Annotated in this window: 14 protein-coding genes; 9 read left to right on the top strand and 5 right to left on the bottom strand. The window is 71.9% G+C overall.

Annotated elements, in window-relative coordinates; translation table 11 throughout:
- Positions 1 to 97 precede the first annotated feature (97 nt).
- From tkt to BM362_RS21005, 5 genes are read left to right on the top strand one after another with little or no spacing between them, the layout of a single operon-like run.
- Positions 98 to 2131, top strand: coding sequence for a transketolase (gene tkt / locus BM362_RS21025; RefSeq protein WP_093574480.1), 2034 nt, complete (start codon positions 98 to 100; stop codon positions 2129 to 2131).
- Positions 2116 to 3087, top strand: a complete 972-nt coding sequence (locus tag BM362_RS21020) for a phosphoribulokinase (RefSeq protein ID WP_051173300.1) — start codon at positions 2116 to 2118, stop codon at positions 3085 to 3087. Before tkt ends, BM362_RS21020 begins: the two co-directional genes overlap by 16 nt.
- A complete protein-coding gene (gene nuoE, locus BM362_RS21015) occupies positions 3084 to 3800 on the top strand; it encodes an NADH-quinone oxidoreductase subunit NuoE (protein WP_051173299.1) in 717 nt (238 codons plus the stop codon). Before BM362_RS21020 ends, nuoE begins: the two co-directional genes overlap by 4 nt.
- Entirely contained in the window at positions 3797 to 5092 is a 1296-nt protein-coding gene (locus BM362_RS21010; protein WP_232791566.1) for a complex I 51 kDa subunit family protein, read from the top strand. Before nuoE ends, BM362_RS21010 begins: the two co-directional genes overlap by 4 nt.
- Positions 5089 to 7419, top strand: a complete 2331-nt coding sequence (locus tag BM362_RS21005; RefSeq protein ID WP_093574291.1) for an NADH-quinone oxidoreductase subunit G — start codon at positions 5089 to 5091, stop codon at positions 7417 to 7419. Before BM362_RS21010 ends, BM362_RS21005 begins: the two co-directional genes overlap by 4 nt.
- 92 nt (positions 7420 to 7511) lie before the next feature.
- Here the strand turns inward: BM362_RS21005 and BM362_RS47550 are convergent, their stop codons facing one another.
- From BM362_RS47550 to BM362_RS20995, 3 genes are all read right to left on the bottom strand, one after another.
- Positions 7512 to 7646: a putative Ig domain-containing protein gene (locus BM362_RS47550; RefSeq protein WP_208865280.1), complete on the bottom strand. Its 135-nt coding sequence runs from the start codon at positions 7644 to 7646 to the stop codon at positions 7512 to 7514.
- Complete coding sequence (locus tag BM362_RS21000; RefSeq protein ID WP_093574290.1) at positions 7643 to 10423, bottom strand: trypsin-like serine protease; 2781 nt, start codon at positions 10421 to 10423, stop codon at positions 7643 to 7645. The genes BM362_RS47550 and BM362_RS21000 overlap by 4 nt, the downstream gene beginning before the upstream one ends.
- A gap of 137 nt (positions 10424 to 10560) precedes the next feature.
- Complete coding sequence (locus BM362_RS20995; RefSeq protein WP_143132461.1) at positions 10561 to 11538, bottom strand: XRE family transcriptional regulator; 978 nt, start codon at positions 11536 to 11538, stop codon at positions 10561 to 10563.
- Positions 11539 to 11547: 9 nt separating this feature from the next.
- Between BM362_RS20995 and BM362_RS20990 the strand changes: the two genes are divergently transcribed.
- Positions 11548 to 12435, top strand: coding sequence for a hypothetical protein (locus BM362_RS20990; protein ID WP_067579043.1), 888 nt, complete (start codon positions 11548 to 11550; stop codon positions 12433 to 12435).
- 153 nt (positions 12436 to 12588) lie between these two features.
- Positions 12589 to 13122 carry a CHAP domain-containing protein gene (locus tag BM362_RS20985; protein WP_093574288.1) on the top strand — a complete coding sequence of 178 codons (534 nt, stop codon included), beginning with the start codon at positions 12589 to 12591 and terminating at the stop codon, positions 13120 to 13122.
- 678 nt (positions 13123 to 13800) lie between these two features.
- Here BM362_RS20985 and BM362_RS20975 read toward each other — a convergent pair.
- The gene (locus BM362_RS20975) at positions 13801 to 14241 is read right to left on the bottom strand and encodes a VOC family protein (RefSeq protein ID WP_093574286.1); all 441 of its coding nucleotides are present in this window, start codon (positions 14239 to 14241) and stop codon (positions 13801 to 13803) included.
- Between the two features lie 83 nt (positions 14242 to 14324).
- Here BM362_RS20975 and BM362_RS20970 point away from each other — a divergent pair, with 83 nt between their 5' ends.
- Both BM362_RS20970 and BM362_RS20965 read left to right on the top strand, forming a co-directional pair.
- Positions 14325 to 14843, top strand: coding sequence for a MarR family winged helix-turn-helix transcriptional regulator (locus BM362_RS20970; RefSeq protein WP_067579035.1), 519 nt, complete (start codon positions 14325 to 14327; stop codon positions 14841 to 14843).
- 340 nt (positions 14844 to 15183) lie between these two features.
- Positions 15184 to 16161, top strand: coding sequence for a sigma factor (locus BM362_RS20965; protein WP_425285717.1), 978 nt, complete (start codon positions 15184 to 15186; stop codon positions 16159 to 16161).
- Position 16162: 1 nt separating this feature from the next.
- Here BM362_RS20965 and BM362_RS20960 read toward each other — a convergent pair whose 3' ends face one another.
- Positions 16163 to 17647, bottom strand: a complete 1485-nt coding sequence (locus BM362_RS20960; RefSeq protein WP_093574285.1) for an aldehyde dehydrogenase family protein — start codon at positions 17645 to 17647, stop codon at positions 16163 to 16165.
- Between the last annotated feature and the right edge of the window lie 131 nt (positions 17648 to 17778).

Below are 17778 nucleotides of genomic sequence, written 5' to 3'. Positions count from 1 at the left end.
GCCGCGCAGCGATCCCCCGCGCCGCCCCCGGCACGGGGGATCCGGGCCGCCGCCGGTCTCCCTAGCGTCGGCACGAACCACATCTGCGGAGGTGTTCATGCGGCTGGTCGAGATCGAAGAAGGGGCTGATCGAAGGGCGGGCACGGATGCCGACGCCCTCGCGATCACCACGATCCGGATGCTCGCCGCGGACGCGGTGCAGGCGGCGGGCAGCGGTCATCCGGGCCTGCCGATGGGCGCGGCCGCCCCGGCCTGGGTGCTGTGGTCGCGCTTCCTGCGCCACGATCCCGCCGACCCCGAATGGCCTGACCGGGACCGGTTCGTGCTCTCCGCCGGGCACGGATCGATGCTGCTGTACGCGCTGCTTCACCTGTTCGGCTACGACCTGCCCCGCGACGAGCTGCGCCGGTTCCGGCAGTGGGGATCGCGCACCCCCGGCCATCCCGAGCACCGCTGCCCGCCCGGCGTGGAGACCACCACCGGCCCGCTCGGGCAGGGGCTCGGCAACGCTGTCGGCATGGCGCTCGCCGAGCGGATGCTGGCCGCACGCGCGAACACCGCCGAGCACCCGGTGGTCGGCCACCGGACGTGGGTGCTGGCGGGCGACGGCGATCTCATGGAGGGCGTCAGCCACGAGGCGGGGTCGCTCGCCGGGCACCTCGGCCTCGGCAGGCTGATCGTGATCTACGACGACAATGACGTCACCATCGACGGGCCGGCGCACCAGAGCTGCACCGACGACGTGCTCGGCCGCTTCGCCGCGTACGGCTGGCACGTCCAGCGGGTCGCCGACGGGGAAGACCTCGACGCGCTGACCACCGCCTTCGACGCCGCCGTCGCGGCGGAAGACCAGCCGAGCCTGGTCGCCGTGCGCACCACTATCGGCCACGGTGCCCCGACCGTCGCCGGCACGCCCGAGGCGCACGGCGCGCCGCTCGGTGCGGTGGAGCTGGCCGCGACCCGTGCCGCGTTCGACTGGCCGGACGAACCGTTCCATGTTCCGGCCGAGGTCCGGGAACACTGCGCGCGGCTGGCCGCGTCCGGCGCGGCGGCGCGTGCCGGGTGGCTCGGCGTCCGCGCCGCGTGGGAGCGGGCGCATCCGGAGCTGGCGGCCGTCTGGGGCGGCGCGGCGGCACCGCCGGCGGACCTCGAAAAGCTTCTGCCGATCTTCGAACCCGGCAGCGCGACGGCGACCCGCGCCGCGTCGGGGGCCGTGCTCGCCGCACTCGCCCCCGAGTTCGCCGGCCTGGTCGGCGGCTCGGCGGACCTGGCCGGCTCGACCTGTACCACGTTGCCCGGCACGAAAGCCGTGACCAGGGACGATCAGAGCGGCCGGACTGTCCACTTCGGAATCCGCGAGCACGCCATGGGCGCGGCGCTGAACGGGATGGCACTGCACGGCGGATTTAGGCCGTTCGGCAGCACGTTCCTCGTCTTCTCCGACTATCTGCGGCCCGCTGTGCGGCTGGCGGCCCTGATGCGCTTGCCGGTGGTGTACGTGTTCACCCACGACTCCATCGCGGTCGGCGAGGACGGCCCCACGCATCAGCCGGTCGAGCACCTGGAGTCGTTGCGGCTGATCCCGGGCCTCGCTGTGCTGCGGCCCGGAGACGCGAACGAGACCGCCGAGTGCTGGCGGGTGGCGCTGCGCCACGACGGCCCGGTGGCGCTGGTGCTCAGCCGCCAGTCGTTGCCGGTGCTGGAACCGGTGCGCGGCAACGCGATCGCCGCGCACGGCGCCCGGATCGTGCGCGACGACGGGCGCGAGCCCGACCTGACGCTGGTGGCGACCGGGTCCGAGGTGGCACTCGCGCTCGACTCGGCCGCCGCGCTGGCCGTCGAGGGCCGGGCGGTCCGGGTGCTGTCGGTGCCGTGGCGGGAACGATTCGCCGAGGCACTCGCGGCGGGCGCCGAGCTGCTGCCGCCTTGCCCGGCGGTGTGGCTGGAGGCAGGCGTCCCGCACGGCTGGGAGGCGCTGGCCCGTCCCGGCGACACGGTGCTGGGCCTGCGGCGGTTCGGGGCGAGCGCGCCGGGGCGGGTGGTCTGCCAGGCGCTGGGCTATTCGGTGCCCGCCGTCGTGCGGGCGGCACTCGAATGCCTGGGAAAGGAGACGGCATGCCGGACAAACTGATCAGGATCCAGCGGCAGACCGGCGACGCGCCGCGGCGGCGGCCGGTCATGATCGCCATCGCCGGGGACAGCGCGGCGGGCAAGACGACGCTCACCTCCGGCCTCGTCGCCACGCTCGGCCCGGACCGGGTCACCGCGATCTGCGTCGACGACTACCACCGCTACGACCGGGAAGAGCGCAAGCCGCTGCCGTTCACCGCGCTGCACCCCGACTGCAACTACCTCGACATCATGGAGCAGCACCTGCAGCTGCTCGCGGCCGGACACCCGATCCTCAAACCGGTGTACGACCACGGCACCGGGCAGCTGGCCCGCCCGGAACTGGTCTCCCCGGCCGAGTTCGTCGTCGTGGAGGGCCTGCTTCCGTTGCACAGCAAGCTGTCGCGGGCCTGTTTCGACATCGCGATCTACCTCGACCCGCCGGAGGAGATCCGGCACGGGTGGAAGGTGCGCCGCGACACGGAGAAACGCGGCTATCGCGAGGAGCAGGTGCGGGCCGAACTGCGGCGGCGCGAACCGGAGTCGGCCGCCTACATCCGTCCCCAGCGGGCCGCGGCGGACATCGTCGTCCGGTTCGCGCCGATCCCCGGCCGGGACGACCCGCCGGGCACCCCGCTGTCCGGGGAACTGCTGCTGCGCCCGACGATCCGCCATCCGGACCTCAGCGTGGTGCTCGACGGCCGCCGGACCGTCCATGTGCGGCTGAACCGCGACACCGACGGCCGCCCGGTCGACGCGCTCCACATCCACGGCTACGCCTCGGCCGAGGAGACCGCGCTGGTGCGCAGGGCGATCTGGCCGCAGCTCGGCCTGCCCGGCGAACCGCCCGGCTCCCTCGGCGACCTCGGCGGCGGCAGGCGCAGCGAACCGCTCGCGATCACGCAGCTGCTGCTGCTGCACCATCTGCTCGGCGCGGCGGAGACCCAGCACGCGGCCTTCGCGGCGGCGACGCCGTGAGGGCCGCGCGGACCCGGGCCGCGAAGCCGGCGGCACCGGCTCCGGCACCGCTGCCCGACCTCGCGGAGGTGCTCGCCGACGACGCGGAGGAGATCCTCGCCCGGTACCCGGTGCGGCGCTCCGCGCTGCTGCCGCTGCTGCACCTGGTGCAGTCCGAACGAGGCTGCGTCGACGTCGACGGAATCTCGTTCTGCGCCAGCACTCTCGGGCTCGCCGAGGCCGAAGTGCTCGCGGTCGCCACCTTCCACTCGATGTTCCACCGCGAGCCCGTCGGCGACCACCTCGTCGCGGTGTGCACCTCGACCTTGTGCGCGGTGCTGGGCGGTGACGCGATTCGCGACTCGCTGCGCACGCACCTCGGGCTGTCTGGCGACGGCACGACCGAGGACGGCGCGGTCACGCTCGCCACCGTGGCATGTGTCGCCGCGTGCGACTACGCCCCGGTGGTGATGGCCAACTGGGAGTACTTCGACGAGATGACTCCGGCGCGGGCGCGTGAGCTGGTCGACGATCTGCGAGCGGGCCGCGCCGTGTGGCCGACCCGGGGTGTGGGTCCACTGTGCACATTTCGGCAGAACACCCGGCTGCTGGCCGGATTCCCGGATGAACGCTCCTATGTGGACAGTGCGGTGACCACGCCGGGGCCACGCACCACCGAGGGCGTCCGGCTCGCCGAGGCACAGGGCTGGCACGCACCGGAGGAGAAACCGTGAGGGCGCCGAGCAAACTGCTGATCACGCCGGTGCTCACCCGGTCGTGGACCGGCCGCAGGCCGTGGACGCTGCCGAGCTATCTCGGCCACGACGGGTACACCGCGCTGGCCGCCGCGCGGAGCATGCCGCCGGGGGAGGTGATCGCGCTGGTACGGGCGGCCGGGCTGCGCGGCCGCGGCGGAGCCGGGTTCCCCACCGCCGCCAAGTGGGGCGCGCTGCCCCGCGACGGCGTGTCCCGGTATCTCGTGGTCAACGCCAACGAGGCGGAACCGGGAGCGTGCAAGGACGTCCCGCTGCTGCTCGCCAATCCGCACGAGGTGGTCGAGGGCGCGCTCATCGCCGCGCACGCGATCGGCGCCCGGCACGTCGTCGTATACCTGCGAGGCGAGGTGCTGCCCGCGTTGCGGCGGCTCCAGCACGCGGTCGCCGAGGCCGCCCGCGGCGGCTATCTCGGCACGGTGTCGCTGGTGGTCCATGCCGGGGCGGGTGCGTACGTGTGCGGCGAGGAGACCGCGCTGCTCCAGTCCCTGGAGGGGCGGCGGCCGCAGCCGAGCCTGCGCTCGCCGGGCGAGCGGGCCGCCGTGCTGTACGGCCGCCCGGCGGTGATCAACAATGTGGAGACGATCGCCCGCGTACCGTCCATCGTCCGCAACGGTCCCGCGTGGTTCCGGTCCATGGGCACGGAGGACTCGCCGGGCTGCACGCTGTTTTCCCTGTCCGGGCACCTCGCCCGGCCCGGGCAGTACGAAGCGCCGTTCGGCGTGACCGCGCGCGAGCTGTTCTCGCTCGCCGGCGGGATCCGACGCGGGCACCGGCTCAAGTTCTGGTCGCCGGGCGGCGCGTCCGCGCCCGTCCTCACCGCAGGCCACCTCGACGTGCCGCTGGACCACGCCGGTGTCGCCGCGGCCGGGTCGGCGCTCGGCGCGGCCGCGGTGCAGGTGTTCGACGAGACCACCTGCGTGGTGCGGGCGGTGCTGCGGTGGGCGGAGTTCTACGCCGCCGAGTCGTGCGGCAAGTGCACGCCGTGCCGCCAGGGCACCGGATGGCTCGTGCGGGTGCTGCGCGATCTGGAGCGCGGGGCCGCGGACGCGTCGGCGCTCGGGACGCTGCTCACGGTGAGCGAAACGATCACGAGTGCCTCGTTCTGTGCGTTCGGCGCGGGTTCGACCGGCGCGCTCACCTCGTCGCTGACGCATTTTCGCGACGAGTATCTCGCGCACGTGCGGCTGCGCGGCTGCCCGTTCGACCCGGCACACAGCACGAGATTCGCGGCGGCGGGAGCGATGCGATGACTTCGGTGACAGTGTCCATCGACGGGGCGGAGGTGACCGTGCCGGAAGGCACGCTGCTCATCCGCGCGACCGAATCCGCGGGTGCCGAGGTGCCCCGGTTCTGCGATCACCCGCTGCTCACTCCGGTCGGCGCGTGCCGGCAGTGCCTGGTGGAGGTCGAGGGTCTGCCGAAGCCGGTGACCGCGTGCACCACGGAGGTCGCGCCGGGCATGATCGTGCGTACCCAGGCCACCTCGCCGGTTGCCGAGAAGGCGCAGCGAGGGGTGCTGGAGCTGCTCCTGATCAACCATCCGCTCGACTGCCCGGTGTGCGACAAGGGCGGCGAGTGCCCGCTGCAGAACCAGGCGATGGCAGGCGGGCGGGACACGTCGCGGTTCACCGGTCCGAAAAGGACATTCGCGAAGCCGGTCCCGCTCTCGCGGGCGGTGCTGCTGGACCGCGAACGATGCGTGCAGTGCGCCCGCTGCACCCGGTTCGCCGACCAGATCGCGGGCGACCCGCTCATCGGGTTGCTGGAACGCGGTGCGGCGCAACAGATCGGCACCGGAACCGGCGCGGCTTTCGACTCGTACTTCTCCGGCAACACCGTGCAGATCTGCCCGGTCGGCGCGCTCACGAGCGTCGCGTACCGGTTCCGCGCCCGTCCGTTCGACCTCGAGTCCACCCGCACCGTCTGCGAGCACTGTGCGTCCGGCTGCGCGACGCGCACCGACACGCGGCGCGGAAAGGTGCTGCGCCGGCTCGCGGGCGAGGATCCCGAGGTCAACGACGAGTGGATGTGCGACAAGGGCCGCTGGGCGTTCCGGTACGCCACCGTCACCGACCGGCTCACGTACCCGCGCGTGCGCGAAGCGCTGACCGGCAAGCTCACCGCCGTGGCCTGGCCGCTGGCGTTCCGGGTCGCCGCGCGGGCATTAGCCGCTGTCCGCGGCCACGCGGGCGTGCTGACCGGCGGGCGGCTCACGGTCGAGGACGCCTACGCCTACGGCCGGTTCGCGCGGGTCGTGCTCGGCACCAACGACGTGGACTTCCGGGCGCGGCCGGTCTCCGCCGAGGAGACGGAGTTCCTCACCTGGCTGGCTGGCCGCCCGAGCGCGACGTACGCCGATGTCGGGTCGGCCTCGACGGTGGTCCTGGCCGGCCTCGAACCGGAGGAGGAATCGCCGATCCTCTTCCTGCGGTTGCGGAAAGCCGTGCGCACGGCGGGCACGAAGGTGTACTCGGTGGCACCGTTCACGACCCGGGGGCTGGTCAAGCTGTCCGGCACGTTGCTCCGTGCCGCGCCGGGGGAGGAGCCGGCGGCGCTCGACGAGCTGGTGGCCGGCCCCGGTGCCGTCGTGCTGGCCGGAGAGCGGCTGGCCACCGTGCCCGGAGGGTTGTCGGCGGTGGTCCGGCTGGCCGAACGCACCGGCGCGTTGCTGGGCTGGGTGCCCCGCCGAGCCGGTGAGCGAGGCGCGCTGGCGGCGGGTGCGTTCCCCACGCTGCTGCCCGGGGCCCGCCCGGTCGCCGACGCGGCCGCGCGCGCCGATGCGGCCCGCCTGTGGCAGGTCGCCGAGCTGCCCGCGGAGCCGGGCCGCGACGTCGCGGCGATGCTGGCGGGCGACCTGCGCGGGCTGCTGGCCGGCGGGGTGGAACTGGACGACCTGCCGGACCCGCGGGCGGCGAGGGAAGCAGTGGCCCGGATGCCGGTGGTGGTGAGCCTGGAGCAGCGCCCGAGCGCGCTCAGCGAACTGGCGACCGTGGTGTTCCCCGTGGCCACGGTCGCCGAGAAGGCGGGCACGTTCCACAACTGGGAGAACCGCCCCCGGACGTTCGAGGCCGCGCTGCGGAGCGCGGGCGCCCAGCCGGATCTGCGCGTGCTGGCGGGTATCGCGGAGGAACTGGACGTTCTCGCGCCACGCGACGGATCGGCCGTCCGCGCCGAACTCGCCGCGCTGGGCGCCTGGCCGGGCCGGGCCGCTCCGCCCCCTGCCGCTCCGCCCGCAGTCCACGCTCTCCCCCGGCCGCGGGCGGGGGAGGCCGTGCTCGCCACATGGCGCCCGCTGCTGGACGGAGGCCGCCTCCAGGACGGGGAGGAACACCTGGCGGGCACGGCGCGGACCCCGCTTCTCCATCTCTCCGCCGCCACGGCCGACGAGTTCGGCATCCAGCCGGGAGACCCGGTCACGGTCAGCACGGACCGAGGCGCCATCACCCTCCCCACGACGACCGCCGACCTCCCGGACCGCGTGGTGTGGCTGCCGCAACGGTCAGCGGGCAGCGCGGTGCACGCGGAACTGGGGGTCACCTCCGGCGCGGTGGTCCGGCTCAGCCGCTCGTCCGGCTGAGCCCGGACGTCGTGGACGAGATCGAGGCCGGTTCGCACTGGAAGGTGCCGCCCCCGCGCAGGGGACGGCGTCTTCCAGCGGCTGAGGGGAACTCAGCCGAAAACGAACCAGAAGAGCGTCGTCGCGGCCTTCTTCCCGGATGCGTCGGCGACTGTGACCGTCACCTGCCTGCTGTCGGCACGGGCCGGTGTCCCGGACACGACTCCGGTCGCGGGGTCGAGCGTCAAGCCCGGGGCGAGCGCGGTCGACGACCATCGGTGCCGCCCGAGGACTTCAGCGGCAGGTTCACCGCTTTGCCGGTCCAGCTGTTCTGGTCGCCCGGGTCGGCCAGTGCCAGCGCCGAGGGCTGCCCGCCGGTGACGGTCAGCTGGTAGTGGGCCGTCTGCGCCGATTTCGCGCTCTTGCCGGAGATCGTGACGTCGTACGTTCCGGCCGGAGTGCTCGCGCTCGTGGCGATCGTGAGCGTCGGGTGGCCGCCGAGGCCGACGCTCGCCGGGCTGAACGCCGCCGTCGCGCCCGAGGGCAGGCCGGCGGCGGTCAGGCTGATCGCCCCGGCCGTCGGCGGGTTGCCGCCGTCCGGCAGGTGCGGGGCGAGGTCCGCGGCGTAAGCGGAGACTCTGGCGTAGACGGCGGACCAGCCGCACGAGGTCGACATCCACGAGAACACTCCGACGACCGTGTTGCCGACCAGGTACGGTCCGCCGCTGTCGCCGACGCACGCGCCGGCGTGGTGGTCGGTGTACCCGGTGCAGAGCATCGCCGGGGTCTTGTACTGCTCCTGCCCGTGGGGGCCAGTGAAGCGGCCCTTGCAGGCGCTGTCCTCGGCGATCGGGACGTCGGCCTGACGCAGCACGTTGCTGTGGGTGTTCGCGCCGGTTTCGCCCCAGCCGATCGAAATTCCTTTCGTGCCGGGCGCGCCGAGGCCTGGGTCGGTGTTGAGCTTCGGGTACGTCGTCCCGGCGGGGACCGGCAGGTCCTTGTCGAGAGTCACGACCGCGACGTCCGCGCCGACGCTCCAGTCCGAGTAGTCCGGATGCACCCACTGCGCGGCGATTTCGGCTGTGGTGCCGGTGTTTTGCGCGAGGTCGTCGTCGCCGTAGACGAACCACTTGCGGCCGGGTTTCTCCAGGAGGCAATGGGCGGCCAGCAGTACCGTGTGCGGTCCGAACAGCGTGCCGGTGCAGGACTGCTGTCCGGGGAAGGCCGAACCTTCGCGGCGCATCGAGATGATGAACGGGTGCTCGGCGGTCGTGGTCGGAGTGCCGCCTACGACGCTCGGCGAAGCAGCGGAGGACTCGTTAGCGGTGACGGTCGTGCTCGCCGAACTGCCCGCGGCGACGCTGCCCGAAGCCGGTGCGGCCGACAGCGTGAAGTCCTGCGCCGGAGGCGGGGTGTCGCCACCGGTCAGCTTGGCGGCCAGTGCGTCGGCCTTCGGGGAACCCCAGCCGGTGCACAGGTCGTAGCCGATGCCCGCGTTGTAGCTGCCGTTGCCGCCCGAGGTGACGTCGTGGAAGGTCGAGGCGTAGTCCGCCGAACCGGCGATCCGGTAGAGGCTCGGGTTGAGCTGGCCGAGCCGGGATTTCCCGCCGCTGAGGGATTTCTGGTTCAGCATCGCCGCGTAGCCCGCCCACAGCGGGGACGACAGGCTGGTGCCGCCGACGTCGAGCCAGCCGCCGTTCAGGTACACCGACAACGCGCCGGCACCGTAGTCAGCGACCATCGAAACGTCCGGGACCGAGCGGTACCGGTTCGTGCCGGGCTGCCAGTCCGGGCGCGAGTAGATCTTCGAATACCCGCTGCCGCTGCTGCCCTGGTTCCAGCACGACTCCGACCGCCACGTGCCCGCGCTGCCGGTCGTCCGCAGCTGGGTGCCGCCGACGCCGGTGAACAGCGGATCGCTCGCCGGGTAGCTGGCCTGGACCGTTTCGTTGTCGCCCTGGTAGCCGCAGCCGGTGCCGCCCCCGTTGCCGGACGCGGAGAACATCGTGACGCCCTGCGCGGCGAGCTGGGTGTAGGAATCGTGCGAGGCCGCGATCGGGCTCGACTCGCAGATCTCGCCGTTGAGCCACGATCCGGAAAGGACGGTGATCTTGCCGTCCGAGGCGATCCGCGCCATTTCGTGCACCCACGCCTGGTCGGAGTTCGGCGCGGAGTAGACGACCTGCTTGGCCTTCGGCGCGGTCGCCGCGACGGCCAGCACGTCGAGCGTGGCCTCCGCCTGGTCGCTGCCCGGATTCGGCGCCCCGCCGTCCACCTTGACGACTTCCGGCCTGACAGCGGGTTGCTTGAAGTACTGCGTCCAGGCGTCGATGTCGGACTGCTTGAACGTGTCGAACTCGATCAGCCCGACCGTCTCGCCGGAACCGTCGTAGCCGCCGGAGACGCCGGTCATGCTGTAGGCGGTGCGCAGTTGTGCCGGGGTGTAGCCGCCGCCGGGACCGGACGGGCCCGCCGGTGCGCTCGCCCGGTGCGCGGCGGGCCGGTTCGTCAGGCCGGTGACCCCGCGGACGACCGCGGCGATGTCCGAGGGGACCGCGGTTGCCTCGGTAGCGTTGAAAAACCGCTCGCCCTTGGCTGACCGGAAGCCGGAAAGCGAGGTGCTGAACGCGGTTTCCACTGCGCCGGGGATGCCGGACGCGGTGACGACCTGGCGGTTGCCGGTGACGTCGTCGATGCGCATCCCCTTGCCGGTCAAGTACTTCCGCACCTGGTCGACCGCACTGGCGGTGGGGCCGAACCGCTCGGTGTATTCGGCGGCGCTGAGGTAATGGCGGTACAGCGGCGAGTTCGGGTCGGCCGTGTCGGCGACGTACCGTTCGGCTCCCGCTTCGTCGCGGGGCTTGAGCGCGACGGACACGGTGACTTGGCCGGGCAGAGCGGAACTGTCCGCGGTGGCGCCCGCGGGGACGGCAGGGGCTGCGGGCAGCGGGATCACCGGCGGTGCCGGCGGGGAAAGTGTCGCTGTCGTCAGGAAAGCGGCCACGAGGAGAGTCGGACTTCGCATGTGCTGCTCCGGATTGGTGAGGAGGAATACAGCACTGCGCACGGTAAGAACCGCGTTCCCGCCTCGGCCGCGAAAAGTGGAAACCACGCCGTGGAGCCCGGATTTCCCCAGTTCAGCGGGCCGCGTTCACAGAATTGCTACCAGGTCCACTCGACGCCGATGATCCCGGCGCGGACGTCCCGCGCCGCCAGCGTCGCCGCGCCGCTCCCGGTAGCGCGCAGTTCTTCCACTTTGCGGCGGGGTGCAGCAAGGTCGCGTTGTTCGAAACGGCGAATGCTTTCGGGAACGTTCGAGCCGAATTGCACGCGGCAGGTGTAGAGGGGAGCGGGCCGGGTGAACCTGCGGTGGTATCCCTGCACCGGACGGCCGGGCGGAAACACGAATTCGTACTCCACCGCCGCGACGTCCCCGGCTCGCAGTTCCCGGTCGAAAAACAGCTCCGCGATCAGGAGCCCGCTGACCGCGTCGACCCGGGTCCGGCCCGCGTGGCAGCAGTGTCCGGCGGCGAAGCGCGGAGGCTGCCGCGCGCGGTCCTCGGTCTGGTAGTAGGCGGCCATCCGGACGACCCCGTCCACCGCGGCCTCGGCCACCAAGCGCACTCTGAGCAGGCGTTCCTGGCGATCCTCGGCCACGAGAAGTTCGTCGTGCACCGACCGCAGCCGCACCTGGTCCTCCGGCGGCAGGTCGAATTCGAGCGACGAGGGCCGCACCGACGGCCACAGCCGGCGCCGTTCGAGCAGGGGAGTCCGCTGCGGGCGGGAACACTGCCGGTCTTGCGGCCCGAGCAACGACGTGAGGCCGCCCGCGCCAAGGCCGAGCACCTGTTCGAGTTCGACGACCGCGTGCAGCGACGCCTCGCGGCCCGGCAGCGATCGCCCGGTCCGCCAGTAGGCCAGGGCGCTGCGCGACACCGTCACCCCGCGGGCGGCCAAGTGTTCGCGCAGCCGGTCCAAGGTCAGTCCGGCGCCGCTGATGGCGGCGTCCAGTGCGTCGGCGAACGAGGGCACGGCGTCCACTGTGGCCCGCAGCGGCCCGCCGGACCAGCGTCGTTCGTCGGATATCGTGGGGGAAATGCGGACTTTCGTGGGTTCCGGAACGCCCGTGCGGGAGATCATCCTGGAACCGTGACTCGGCCTTCCGCGGGCTCGTTCGCGGTCACGCTGGACACCGCGATCGAGGAATCCGGGCTGTCGCTCGACCGGCTCCAGCACCACCTCGCCGCGCGCGGGGTGCGGCTTTCGCGCTCGGCGCTGTCCTACTGGCGGCGCGGCCGGTCGCAACCGGAACGCGAGACCTCGATCGCCGCCGTCGCGCAGCTGGAATCCGTGCTGAGCCTCGAACCCGGGACGCTGACGTCGAGGCTCGGCCCCAAAGCGCCGCGCGGGCGCTGGCTCGGCGAACCCGCCTGCCGGATCGAACGCCGCCGGCTGTGGCCGCAGCTGCGGGCGTTCTCCGCCGAGCTGAAACCCCCGCCGGACGGGCAGCTGTCGTTCTGGTCGATCCACGACCGCATGCTGCTCGACGAGCACGGCGGCGAACGCGCGCTGCAGGTCCGGATGGTCGCCGAGGCCGCCGTCGACGGCGTGGACCGCATGATGGCCTACTACCAGGCCGATTCGTTCCTGACCGCGGACCCGGTTTACCGCTGCGTGCGCTCGGCGCGGGTCGGCCGGGTCTGCGTCGACCGCGAGACCGGCATGGTCGCGGCCGAACTGCGGCTGGAGCGCGCGCTGGCGCTGGGCGAGGTGACGATTGTCGAGTACGAGATCCGGTTCCCGCCGGGATCGCCGACCGGCCACTACCACCGCCGGTTCACCCGCCCGGTCGCGGAGTACGTCTGCCAGGTCAGCTTCGGTTCGCGAGTTCCGCGCCGTGTCCGGTCCTTCGAACAGCGCGGGCTCGGCGGTCCCGAACATCCCGGCAGTCCATTGTCCGCCGGGGCCACGCACACCACGACGCTGGCGCTGCGGGACGTCCGGCCCGGCATCTACGGCACCGGCTGGCAATGGTGAACCCGGCCGGCACCGCCAATTCTGTGAACAACCGCCGCCGACCAGGCAAGACTTCCCCCGGCGGACCAGTTGTCCACAAAGGCCTGGTTCGGAGGTGATCGGCGACTTACCGTCACGGCGCATTCACTCCCCGAACACCGAAAGGTCTTCCCCATGCGCCGTCCCTCCCGCGCCATTCTGACCTTCGCCGCCGTCGCAGCCTTCGCCGTCAGCGGTACGGCCACCGCCACCGCGACCACTGAGACGGCTGCCCAGGCGACGTCGATGGCCGCTCATTTCGGAACCGTCCCGGCCTCGTCGACGGCGAGCGCCATCGGCGACATCTACCCCGCGAAGTGGCGCAACGTGCCGCAGGACTCCGTCGTCGACGACTGGAACATGTACAACCGCGAGTGCGTCTCGTGGGCCGCGTTCAACATCGCGCGCCACGGCGAAAGCGCGAACAACTACGGCGACGCGAAGTACTGGGACGACAACGCCCGCAACAACGGCTACCGCGTCGACAACAACCCGACCGAGGGCTCGATCGCCCAGACCGACAACGGCACCTACGGCCACGTCGCCATCGTCGACAGCGTGCACGGCGGCACGGTCACCGTCGAGGACTACAACTGGGCCGGCGACGGGCACTACCTCGTGCACGACGTGAGCGCGTCGTCGTTCCGCTACATCCACTTCTACAACTGATCCCGGAGCCCGGCACGCGTTCGTTCAGCCGGCCGGACCAGCCCGCGAAAGCCGCTGGCGCTGATCTGGGGCAATGGCACCGGTGCCACCGTCGGCCAGTACGAACTCCTGTTCACCCATCTCGCCGGCTGGGGTTGCCTCGTCGCCGCGGCGAACACCGGACAGTCCGGCTCCGGCACGGAGATGCTCGACGGGGCGCAGTACCTGATCGCCGAGAACGCCTGGCAGGGCAGCGTTTTCCACGACCGCGTCGACACCGGGCAGAGAGCCGCCGCCGGTCCCTCCCAGGGCGGAGGCGTCATCGCGGCCGGTGCCGACACACGGTCCGGTGTTCTTCGTATCGGGGCAGCCGGACATCGCCGACCCGGCACCTTATGTTCGCGCGCATTTCGCCGCGTGCGACCAGGTGCCTGCCGTCTACGGGCAGCTGCGCAGCGCCATGCACTTCTTGCCGGGCGACACGCGGTACCGCTTCGTCGGTGCGAGCCCCGCGCCGCGGCAGGACACCGCGGCTGGGTCGGATTTCGCGCGCAACGGCCGGGCCGAAGAAGCTCGAACCGGGCGGGAGCGGACCGTCGATCGCGCCGGGTGCGGGAGGAACGCGACGGGGGATCCGGGTGGTGTGTCCTCTGCCGGAAGCGGTGCTGTCCGCTGGGAGCGGCACCGCTTCCGGCGCGTTCAGCCGAGTTCTTGGGCGAGCCCGACGACGATGTTCTCCGGCCCCCGTACGTAACACAGCAGGAAGATGTTCTCGTACTGCACCACTTCGTCGACCAGCTCGGCTCCGTGGGCGCGCAGGCGGGCCAAAGTGTCCTCCAAGTCGTCGACCGCGAACATCATCCGGCGGATGCCGAGCGTGTTCGCGGGGGCCTTCCACGGCTCCGGGGCGATCGCCTTCGGCTGGTGGAATTTCGCCAGTTCCACCCGGCCGGGACCGTCGGGGACGCGCAGCATGGCCACGTCCTGCCGGATGTCGGCCAGTCCGACCACCTTTTCCGCGCCGCGCCAGTCCAGCGGGCCCTTGTTTTCCAGTTCCAGCCCCAGTTCGACGAAGAACGCGATGACCGCGTCGAGATCCTCGACGACGATGAGGACGTTGTCCATCCGCTTGACCGTCATGCGGTCACCGTAGCCCCGTGCGGGGCCTCCCGAAAATCTTAGTGGTGCTATTCTTAGCCCAAAGCTATTTACGGGGGTGCCGGATGCCGAAGCGGACCGAGCCGGACGAGGTCGACGAGATGCTCGCGCAGTGGCGCGCCGAGGCGCCGGAGGTCGACACGTCGCCGCTCGCGGTGTTCGGGCGGCTGCATCGTGCGTTCGACCGGTACCAGCGGCAGCTGACGGGCGTGTTCTCCCGCCACGGGATCACGGTGGCGGACTTCGGGATCCTCGCCGCGCTCCGGCGGGGCGGCGCGCCGTACCGGCGCACGGCGGGGGACCTCGCCGACACCAACCTGCTCACCACCGGCGGCATCACGCAGCGGGTCGACAAGCTGGTGCAGGCCGGGCTCGTCCGCCGCGAACGCGACGAGGACGACCGGCGGGTCGTGTTCATCGGCCTCACCGAGGACGGGCTCGCGGCCACGGACAAAGTGGTGCACGAGCATTTTCCCAACGAGAACCGCATGCTGGCCGGGCTGACCGCGACGGAACGGGCGCAGCTGGCGAAATTGCTGGGGAAACTGGAGCAGTCGCTGGACCAGGCCGAGTTCGGCGGCTGAGTCCGTCGGCCCGGGGTCACTTCTCCTGGTCCCGCGGCGGAGCATTCTTCGGAGCGCGCGGATAGCGGGCGAGCATGAGCCGTTCCCGGTCGTCGGCGGGAATATTCCACTCGCGACGGCGTGGAGGGCGCGGCGGAAGACCGCGAGCCGTACGAGGGCGAGCAGGACGGTCATCGCGAGCAGAGTCCAGGCGTAAGCGGGCAGCACGATTCCCCGACTCGCCGGCGCGCGGATCGGGGTCGGCCGGAAAAGCTGTCATGGAGTGCGGGGACGGTAGCCAACCTCGGCATGCCCCTCGTGTCCGCCAGTCCTCCGGGCATCACGACCCCAGGCGGCCCGCGTGTCCGTTCCCGCCGGCCAGAGTGACGCCGAGTTGATCGCCGCCGTGCGTGCGGGAACGGTCAGCGCCTACGGCACCCTCTACGAACGGCACTGCGAGGCGGCCCGCAACCTGACCTGCCAGCTCGCCAAATCCGATGCGGAGGCCGACGACCTGGTGTCCGAGGCGTTCGCGAGGGTGTTCAACGCCCTGTGCGCGGGCAAAGGACCCGGCTCGGCCTTCCGCGCGTATCTGCTGACCACGCTGTGGCATGTCGCCCACGACGTGACCGAAGACCTGTCCGAGCCGATCGGCAAGGACGCGGCGGCGCTGGCTGTGCCGTTCGCGGACACCGCGGTCGGCGCTCGCCGCGAAGGCGTTCGCTTGGCTGCCCGAACGCTGGCAGGCAGTGCTGTGGCACACCGAGATCGAACAGCAGAGCCCGGCCGAGGTCGCGCCGCTGCTCGGACTGACCCCCCACGGTGTCTCGGCGCTCGCCTACCGCGCCCGCGAGGGGCTCCGGCAGGCCTGTCTGCAGGTCCATTTGTCGGAGAACCAAGCGGAAGGCTGCCGGGCGACGGACTGCCCCAACGGGAGCGTCTTCGGGTCGAGAACCACTTGGACGGATGCGAGAGCTGCCGTGCGCTCGCCTCGGAACTTGTGGATATCAACGGCGGACTGCGCATGATCATCGCCCCGATCGTCCTGGGCGGGGCGGCCCCCGGTTACCTGGCGACCGTCAGCACAGAGAAAGCTGCGGCCGCCGCCGCGGGTAAGGCGAGTGCTCGACAGCCGGTCGCCGTCGCGGTGTCCGGAACCCGTCTTCATCGCGGCGCTCGCCGTTGGGGCAGTCACCATGGCGCTGCCGCGGGCGGTATGCAACGGCCTCCGGCTGCCTCCTCGCCGATCGCCACCGTATCTCTTGTCCGAGATCCGAAACGTCTTCAACCACGTCGCCGAGTCCTGGCAGTGCGGCACGGCAAGGTCCGAACCTGCTGATTCAGCCCCGCGCCCACGGGATCGGCTCGTCCGCGAGGCTCAGGTACAGGCTCTTCTGCCGCTGGTAACTGCGGATCGCGGTGCGGCCCTTGTCCGTGCCGAGGCCGCTTTCCTTGGTGCCGCTGAACGGTGTCGAGATGCTGAACTGCTTGTAGGTGTTGATCCACACCGTCCCGGCCTCGACGCGGCGTGCCAGCCGAAGCGCGCGGCGGTAGTCGGCGGTCCAGATACCGCACGCCAGGCCGTAGACGGTCGAGTTGGCCTGGGCGACCAGATCTTCCTCGTCCTCGTAGGGCAGCAGGACGCCGACCGGTCCGAAGATTTCCTCCTGGCACGTCTTCGCGTCCGGGGCGAGGCCGTCCAGCAGGGTGGGCAGGTAGTACGCGCCGCGCGACAAGCGTTCGTCATCGGGGATTCGGCCACCGCAGCGGACGACCGCACCTTCTTCGCGGGCGCGGTCGACCATCGCGGCCACCTTGTCGCGGTGCGCGAACGTCGCCAGCGGAGCGACTTGAGTGGCGGGGTCGGTGCCCGGGCCCAGTCGCAAGGCGGTGGCAGCGGCGATCAGCCGGGAAGCCCATTCGTCGTACTGCCTGCGCGGCAGGAAGATTCGCGATCCGGCGACGCAGCTCTGGCCGGTCGAGGAGAAGATTCCATACAGGATTCCGGCGACGGTCTCCTCGACGTCGGCGTCCTCGCAGACGATCGTCGGGGATTTGCCGCCCAGTTCCATGGTGACCGGGATGATCCGGTCCGCGGCGACGCGGCCCAGCACGCGCCCGGTGGTCGTGCCGCCGGTGAAGGCGAGCTTGCCGACCAGCGGGTGCCGGGAGATCGCGTCGCCGACGACCGTGCCGGGGCCGGGCAGGACCGACAGCAGCGCGGGCGGCACGCCCGCGTCCTGGACGAGGCGGGCCAGTGCCAGCGAAACCAGGGGAGTGGCCTCCGCGGGTTTGAGCAGGACAGCGTTCCCGGCGGCCAGCGCGGGGGCGATTTTCTGGGCGTCGCTGGCGATCGGCGAGTTCCACGGCGTGATCGCGCCGACGACTCCGATCGGTTCGTGCACGCTCATCGTCAGGTGCGCGCCGCGGCTCGGCGGGAGTTCGCCTTCGAGGGTTTCGAGCGCGGCCGCGTAGTACCGGAAAGTGCCGGCCGCGCTCGCGACCAGCGCGCGGGTTTCGCCGAGCGCCTTGCCGGTGTTGCGGGTTTGCAGCAGGGCGAGCGGCTCGGCGTGGTCCTCGATCGCGTCGGCGACGCGGGCCAGCAGCCGGGCGCGCCGGTGCGGCAGCAGGTCTCGCCACGCCGGGTCCGCGGCGGCCGCGGCACCGGCGCGGGCGGCGGCGTCGACCTGGGCGGAGTCGGCGGCGTGGATCGAGGCGACCGTTGACCCGTCGGCGGGATCCACGCACGCGGACGCGGGACCGCCGCCGCGCTGCCAGCCGCCGCCGACCGGGATTTCGTCGGGCGGGACGGGGAAGGGCTGCATGGGCGACGTCCTTTCGGCACGGGTGACGGGGATGCGACCGAGGAAACCTTAGGACTAAGATTTCGTCAACCCTCTGGCCGGATCAAGGACCGGTACCTGGCTTCCAGGCGGCGCCATGGGCGCGGTTGCGG

The organism is Amycolatopsis rubida, from assembly GCF_900115345.1.
In the GTDB taxonomy this organism is placed as follows: domain Bacteria; phylum Actinomycetota; class Actinomycetes; order Mycobacteriales; family Pseudonocardiaceae; genus Amycolatopsis; species Amycolatopsis rubida.
Note: the sequence above shows the minus strand (reverse complement) of the source record. Positions and strands in the feature narration are given on the sequence as shown.

Excerpts from the sequence above, each read along its gene's own strand:
- BM362_RS20970 (WP_067579035.1), top strand. The coding sequence starts at position 14,325 with ATGCCGAAGCGGACCGAGCCGGACGAGGTCGACGAGATGCTCGCGCAG.
- BM362_RS20985 (WP_093574288.1), top strand. The coding sequence starts at position 12,589 with ATGCGCCGTCCCTCCCGCGCCATTCTGACCTTCGCCGCCGTCGCAGCC.
- BM362_RS21000 (WP_093574290.1), bottom strand. The coding sequence starts at position 10,423 with ATGCGAAGTCCGACTCTCCTCGTGGCCGCTTTCCTGACGACAGCGACA.
- BM362_RS20995 (WP_143132461.1), bottom strand. The coding sequence starts at position 11,538 with ATGATCTCCCGCACGGGCGTTCCGGAACCCACGAAAGTCCGCATTTCC.
- BM362_RS21020 (WP_051173300.1), top strand. The coding sequence starts at position 2,116 with ATGCCGGACAAACTGATCAGGATCCAGCGGCAGACCGGCGACGCGCCG.
- tkt (WP_093574480.1), top strand. The coding sequence starts at position 98 with ATGCGGCTGGTCGAGATCGAAGAAGGGGCTGATCGAAGGGCGGGCACG.
- BM362_RS20960 (WP_093574285.1), bottom strand. The coding sequence starts at position 17,647 with ATGCAGCCCTTCCCCGTCCCGCCCGACGAAATCCCGGTCGGCGGCGGC.
- BM362_RS20975 (WP_093574286.1), bottom strand. The coding sequence starts at position 14,241 with ATGACGGTCAAGCGGATGGACAACGTCCTCATCGTCGTCGAGGATCTC.
- BM362_RS21005 (WP_093574291.1), top strand. The coding sequence starts at position 5,089 with ATGACTTCGGTGACAGTGTCCATCGACGGGGCGGAGGTGACCGTGCCG.